The organism is Alteromonas sp. G5_S2_22_S1 (assembly GCF_054968525.1).
This window is the reverse complement of record NZ_JBQKUJ010000035.1, coordinates 1-5,693: the sequence shown is the minus strand read 5'-3', so window position 1 is coordinate 5,693 and position 5,693 is coordinate 1. Positions and strand designations below refer to the sequence as shown.

The window sequence follows — 5,693 nt, the reverse complement described above, 5'->3', positions numbered from 1 at the left end:
CGTGTCATATTCTACGTGTGAAGTAGAAATGGTGATACCACGAGCTTTCTCTTCAGGCGCGTTATCGATTTGATCGAAAGCCTGAGCAGAACCGCCGTAAGTTTTAGAAAGAACTGTAGTGATAGCTGCAGTTAGGGTAGTTTTACCGTGGTCAACGTGGCCGATTGTACCCACGTTTACGTGGGGTTTCGTACGTTCAAACTTTTCTTTTGCCATTTCTATTATCCCAGCAAAGTTACATTAAAAAATTTAGAAATTTTACATGAGCTGGGGAGAAATAAACTGGTGCTGATAGGCAGATTTGAACTGCCGACCTCACCCTTACCAAGGGTGCGCTCTACCAACTGAGCTATATCAGCACTGATTTGGAGCGGGCAGCGGGAATCGAACCCGCATCATCAGCTTGGAAGGCTGAGGTAATAGCCATTATACGATGCCCGCAATCCTAATTCTCTGGCCACCTCATAGAGAAAGTGGTGGAGGGGGCAGGATTCGAACCTGCGAAGGCTGAGCCGGCAGATTTACAGTCTGCTCCCGTTGACCGCTTGGGTACCCCTCCAGATTGATGGTGCCGACTGCCGGAATCGAACTGGCGACCTACTGATTACAAGTCAGTTGCTCTACCAACTGAGCTAAGTCGGCACTACATCAAGTGGGTGCGCATTCTAGAGTATTGTTTAACTCTGTGCAAGTGTCTTTTTGAAAATTTTTCAATTTTCTTTTTTGACCAATTTTTCAACTAATCAAAAACTTACGCCGGCGTTCCCTTTAAAAGTTCACTTCGAGCGTAGCGGGCAAGACCCTGCATCACCAAATGAGCGAGGCGCATGTTATCAGCAGATTTTAAGAATGCAAACACTTTTTTGTCTCCACCCCCTAAAATAATGTCAAAATCGGTTTGTTTGCTTGATATGTAATCAATCGCGCTCAAATAAACACCATATAGGGCGGCATGACACCCTGTTGCCACACAATCTTCTGTGTCTGTCCCAACCCCAAAGGTGGTTGGAATTTCATCATTTGCGAACACTTTTTTAGTTGAAGCGACCAATGCATTACGCATTACTTGAAAACCAGGTACGATCCAACCGCCTAAATGTTGACCATCTACCACAAAATCAACCGTTATTGCCGTACCCACATCCATAACAAAAAATGCTTTTTTTGATTTTTCTGCAGCGCAGACCATGGCAAGCCATCGATCAACGCCCATTTTTTGAACATTGTCGTAACTATTTTTTATGCCGAAGGCTTCTTTTTCTGTGTGCTTTTCTACAAAGGTAATATGTCGTTCATTGCACATGGTGGATATTTCATCAACCAGCTCCTGGTTTCTCACAGAAGCTATATATAAATGAGAAATATTTTTCTGAGAATCGATAAAAGAGAAAAGAGAATTGGCATCTTCGCATGCATTAGGCTCTTCTTCTGCATGACAAAGCAGTGAATATTTTATTCGGGTGTTACCGATATCCACTAATATGACGTGGTTTTCTTCAATGTTATTCATATTTTTGGTTTCAGTCGCAATGTAATGCGTAAAACGAACGGAAAAAATTCTATTTAAAAATCACAAAGATGAACTACGAAGTACTTTTATTATAAAAATGGCCAAAATCTTCGTAGCCCAGATATAAAATAAAACGTTAATTGCCTCTAAGGCTAACTTCGCCACCATGGAATCGCGTAATACCGTCTTGTGTTTCAACAAGTAGTGCGCCGCTGGCGTCTACTCCCCTGTCAATTCCAGAAAATCGCTTCTCGCCCATCTGCAAAACAATACGTTTATCGGCGTATAGGTCTAACGCTTCCCAATACGCAGTGAAAGGACCAAACCCTTGCTGGGTAAATTTCGGTAAATAAGACCAAAGCGACTTAATTATTTCTGCCGCTAATGCGTTTCTATCAGGAATGGTACCTAGGTAAGAGGCTAAATCGCTATGAGGCTGCCCTACATCATACTGATTATCAGGTACACATACATTTAAACCAATACCAATAACACTGTGCGCCGTTGCGCCAATCTGGCCTTCTACTTCAATTAATACACCGGCAAGCTTTTTGCCTTGTAGATAAATATCGTTCGGCCATTTCAATTCGGTATCTTCAACACCAAATTCTTTTAATGCATCGCAAACGGCTAACCCCACTAGCAAAGAAAGACCCGCCATGCTTTGGTAACCATCAGGGAAAGACCAGTACATAGAGAAAGTTAGACTACCACCAACAGGGGCTAACCAAGAACGGCCGTGGCGACCGCGCCCATCGGTTTGAATTTCGGCGAAGACGACATCGCCGTTTTCAAGATCTTCCCGTTTACTCGCAATACGTTTGTTCATTTCCGTATTGGTAGAGGGCAATACGGACTCCACATCGATGACCGCGCGTTTTGTATTGCCTAAATGTCGTTTAATACTGTCAGCACTTAACAATGGGAACCCTCGTTCTAATCGGTAGCCTTTACCTTTCACTTTAAATACATCCAACCCCCAATCGGCAAGCTGGGAAATGTGGCCCGCTACCGCGGTTCTTGATAAACCGACCTGCTGAGCAATGGTTTCACCTGAGTGAAAATGGCCGTCAGACAACAAAGCGAGTATATGTTTTCTTATAGCTTTTGATGCTTGTCTCATAGCGAAATAAGTCCTTTGCTTCCTAATAAGCGCACTTCTGGTTCGAGCGTAACGCCAAACTTATCATGTACGCTTGCTATGATATTTTTTGCCATGGTAATTAAATCTTCTCCGGTGGCACCACCTAAGTTAGTTAGTACCAATGGCTGTGTAGGGTGGCAGCGTACTTTATTTAACGTCTTGCCTTTAAATCCTGCTTGGTCGATAAGCCACGCTGCAGGGATTTTTATCAATTCTTCGTTTTGCTTAGTGTTATCTTGCTGTTTTAGGGTAACGCCTAAATCACTCGTTTCAGTTGGCGGCGTTACCTTGTTAGTTATAACAAAGTGCGGGACAACGTCGTAATCTTTTTGAATACTGTGAAATACCGATGTCGGTACTACGGGGTTCTTGAAGAAACTTCCTGCATTACCTAAAACGTTTGGGTCGGGCAACTTGCTCTTTCTTATCTCTATTACCTTACTATACACCTTTTCAGGCGTAGGCTCGGAAAGTGCGGCCAATTCACCGTAGCTAGTTTCAAGTTCATAGTCTTTCGGAAGCTTAAAATTAACATGGGTAATAAGCACTTTATTGGCTAATGCATGTTTAAACACACTATCTCTGTAGCCAAACTGGCAATCTTCTTTGTTAAGCAGAACTTGCTCACCCGTTTCTAATAATACACATTCTACTTTATCAATGAGAGCATTAACCTCTCGCCCGTAAGCACCGATGTTCTGAATAGGACATGCCCCTACTGAGCCTGGTATCAGTGCTAAGTTTTCGAATCCATACCACTTTTCTTCCATACAAAGCGTTACAAACTCATGCCAGTTTTCGCCTGCGCCTACCCTTAGATAATGGTGACTTTCAGTATCGAAGTGACTAATACCCTTTATTTCATTAACCAGTACAGTACCGTCGAAGTCTTTTGTAAAAATAGAATTGCTTCCACCGCCTAATATGTAAACCGCGTTATCGGCGCTTTGTTTTATTGAGTTGTATAGGGATAAAAAAGAAGGGACGTCGACAAACGACTTAATAGAATTACACGATGCTGAAAGACCAAACGTGCTGTAACTTTGTAATGAAGGCATATTATTTTACGAACCGCGAACAATCCGCTAATGGTAGGGTAACAAGGGCCCAAATAAAAGCGTAAAGACGCAATAATATTAGCGGTAGGGAATTACTGCGCTTGTGCTTTATAACCTATACGAAACCCGCCCCAGTGTTTACCGTTCACATAAATAGGGGCTGATAAATCATGCATAACTTCTCCCGTATCTCGTTTATAGGTTTGAAGTAGGAACGTTGAGGTATTAGCACCACAGCGGCTTCCTGTCTTATCATCAAATATCCGTTTTGTTCGGTTATTCGCAAGGTCAGTATCATAATTACCCGTAAGCGGCTGACTGAACTTCTTATTATGGGTGGGGAAGTAGCCATTTTTATCAACAGCGCCAGCATAAATTATGAAATCGTGCGCTGTTAGCAAAGGCTCTTGAATTTCGGGTAATATCTTATCGGTGAATTTATCGAAAGGTGTCGTGTGCTTTAACGGGTTAGTGTTTGCAATGGGCGTATAGTCGAAGCTAAATAATTGCGACTCGGCAATGTCGCCCGCTTTAATAGCCTGTTCAAATCGTTTACCTATGGTTTTCGCTGTACTTATCGCAATATCTCTTACTTCGCTATTTCTGTCGTTTACGTCAAAACTTTCTAATAGCCTAAAAATATCTTCCGCTTGGCTGCTAAGAGATAAGGCTTGCGCTGAAACGTCAGAAAGATCGCGCTCCAAATTACCCGTAGTTTGATGAAGTTGAAGAATATTGGCGCTGATACCTGCGCTGTGCTCTGCATTATCCTCTACCATACCCTGCATTGCCTCCATAGAGTCCCGGGCTTTAGTAGATAACAAGCTTGAATGAGATATAGCCGCTTCACTCTCCTGTAGCTTAGCGTTCATATCGTCACTTGAACTAAGTACTTTATCCATAGTAGCTACCGCTTTTTGGCTACTGGTATTCATATCCTGAAGCAAAGTTTCAATTCCAGACGTTGCATCTGTCGTTTTCTTTGCGAGTTCCCTGACTTCGTCAGCAACTACAGCAAAACCACGGCCTTGTTCGCCGGCCCTAGCGGCTTCAATTGCTGCATTTAACGCGAGCATATTCGTTTGATCGGCCAGCTGATTAATGGTGTTAGTGATTGTACTTATACCTTCAGCTTTGCTTTTTAAGGTAATGAGCGCGTCAGATGACGCATTGATATTTTTAACTAACTGCTGTTGTTGGTTTAACACTTCTTTTAGCGACGTACTTCCAAACTGTGTTTTCTCATCAGACTCATTCATAGATAAAGAGGCTGTTTTGGCTAATGCATCTAACTGACTAGACGACGACTCTAAATGTTGTAGCCTGCCGCTCATTTCACCAATATTAGCGACTTGTTCTTTAAAAGCGTTTGCTAGTTGCTCCAAAAAGAACGAAATAGAGGCACCGCCAATTGCAATATTGCTGGCGGCATGACTGACCTTGGTTGCATCAGTTTGCGACGACGGAGGTTGACTAGATGAAAGGCTGTCATCCCCTACTCCTTCAGAAAACGCATTCGCTTTTCCGCTGCCTAGCGTTTTATTAAAAATAAAAGACGCTAAAAGAATAGTAAAAAAGGTGACAGCAGTAGAAATCAGGACGCTCATGGTTAGAAACGACATCACTACATTTATCAGCCCTGCGACAACAGCTAACACCAAATAATTCATCAAGTACACTTAACATTTTATTAACACAAGACAAATGTAGAGCGATCTTTGCTATTAATCTATAAGCGATTAGTAGTATAGAGAAAATGATGAGGCAGAAAGCAAAAAACCCGCCTAACGGCGGGTTTAGTGGTGCAAAATCGTGACGCTCTTTGTCGCGACTTTTGCGCAAGGAAGACACACAGTACCCTCAGTTTTTGACTACAGAGTACTCGCTTTGCTTCCTAACGAAAAAGCCCTTGTCGTAAGACAAGGGCTTTTCGAAATAAGGACCTGGCAGTGTCCTACTCTCACATGGGGAAACCCCACAC

5 protein-coding genes and 4 tRNA genes are annotated in these 5,693 nt (G+C 42.7%); all 9 read right to left on the bottom strand.

Annotation, left to right across the window (positions count from 1 at the left end; all coding sequences use genetic code 11):
- The coding region (locus ACTRWF_RS19505; protein WP_462835548.1) for a GTP-binding protein at positions 1 to 216 on the bottom strand (216 nt) is incomplete at its 3' end.
- Between the two features lie 67 nt (positions 217 to 283).
- Positions 284 to 359: transfer RNA gene (locus tag ACTRWF_RS19500), tRNA-Thr, on the bottom strand.
- Between the two features lie 7 nt (positions 360 to 366).
- A tRNA-Gly gene (locus tag ACTRWF_RS19495) sits at positions 367 to 441 on the bottom strand.
- Positions 442 to 474: 33 nt separating this feature from the next.
- Positions 475 to 559, bottom strand: a tRNA-Tyr gene (locus ACTRWF_RS19490).
- Positions 560 to 566: 7 nt separating this feature from the next.
- A tRNA-Thr gene (locus ACTRWF_RS19485) sits at positions 567 to 642 on the bottom strand.
- 109 nt (positions 643 to 751) lie between these two features.
- Positions 752 to 1,510 (bottom strand): type III pantothenate kinase, encoded by a 759-nt coding sequence (locus ACTRWF_RS19480; protein ID WP_462836085.1) that lies wholly within the window; start codon positions 1,508 to 1,510, stop codon positions 752 to 754.
- 136 nt (positions 1,511 to 1,646) lie between these two features.
- Positions 1,647 to 2,633: a bifunctional biotin--[acetyl-CoA-carboxylase] ligase/biotin operon repressor BirA gene (birA, locus tag ACTRWF_RS19475; RefSeq protein WP_462836084.1), complete on the bottom strand. Its 987-nt coding sequence runs from the start codon at positions 2,631 to 2,633 to the stop codon at positions 1,647 to 1,649.
- Entirely contained in the window at positions 2,630 to 3,712 is a 1,083-nt protein-coding gene (murB, locus tag ACTRWF_RS19470; RefSeq protein WP_462836083.1) for a UDP-N-acetylmuramate dehydrogenase, read from the bottom strand. The genes birA and murB overlap by 4 nt, the downstream gene beginning before the upstream one ends.
- 92 nt (positions 3,713 to 3,804) lie before the next feature.
- Complete coding sequence (locus ACTRWF_RS19465; protein WP_462836082.1) at positions 3,805 to 5,382, bottom strand: methyl-accepting chemotaxis protein; 1,578 nt, start codon at positions 5,380 to 5,382, stop codon at positions 3,805 to 3,807.
- Positions 5,383 to 5,693 lie beyond the last annotated feature (311 nt).

What these genes read in the sequence shown, in the direction of transcription:
- ACTRWF_RS19480 (WP_462836085.1), bottom strand. Translation starts at nt 1,510, where the DNA reads ATGAATAACATTGAAGAAAACCACGTCATATTAGTGGATATCGGTAAC.
- ACTRWF_RS19465 (WP_462836082.1), bottom strand. Translation starts at nt 5,382, where the DNA reads ATGAATTATTTGGTGTTAGCTGTTGTCGCAGGGCTGATAAATGTAGTG.
- birA (WP_462836084.1), bottom strand. Translation starts at nt 2,633, where the DNA reads ATGAGACAAGCATCAAAAGCTATAAGAAAACATATACTCGCTTTGTTG.
- murB (WP_462836083.1), bottom strand. Translation starts at nt 3,712, where the DNA reads ATGCCTTCATTACAAAGTTACAGCACGTTTGGTCTTTCAGCATCGTGT.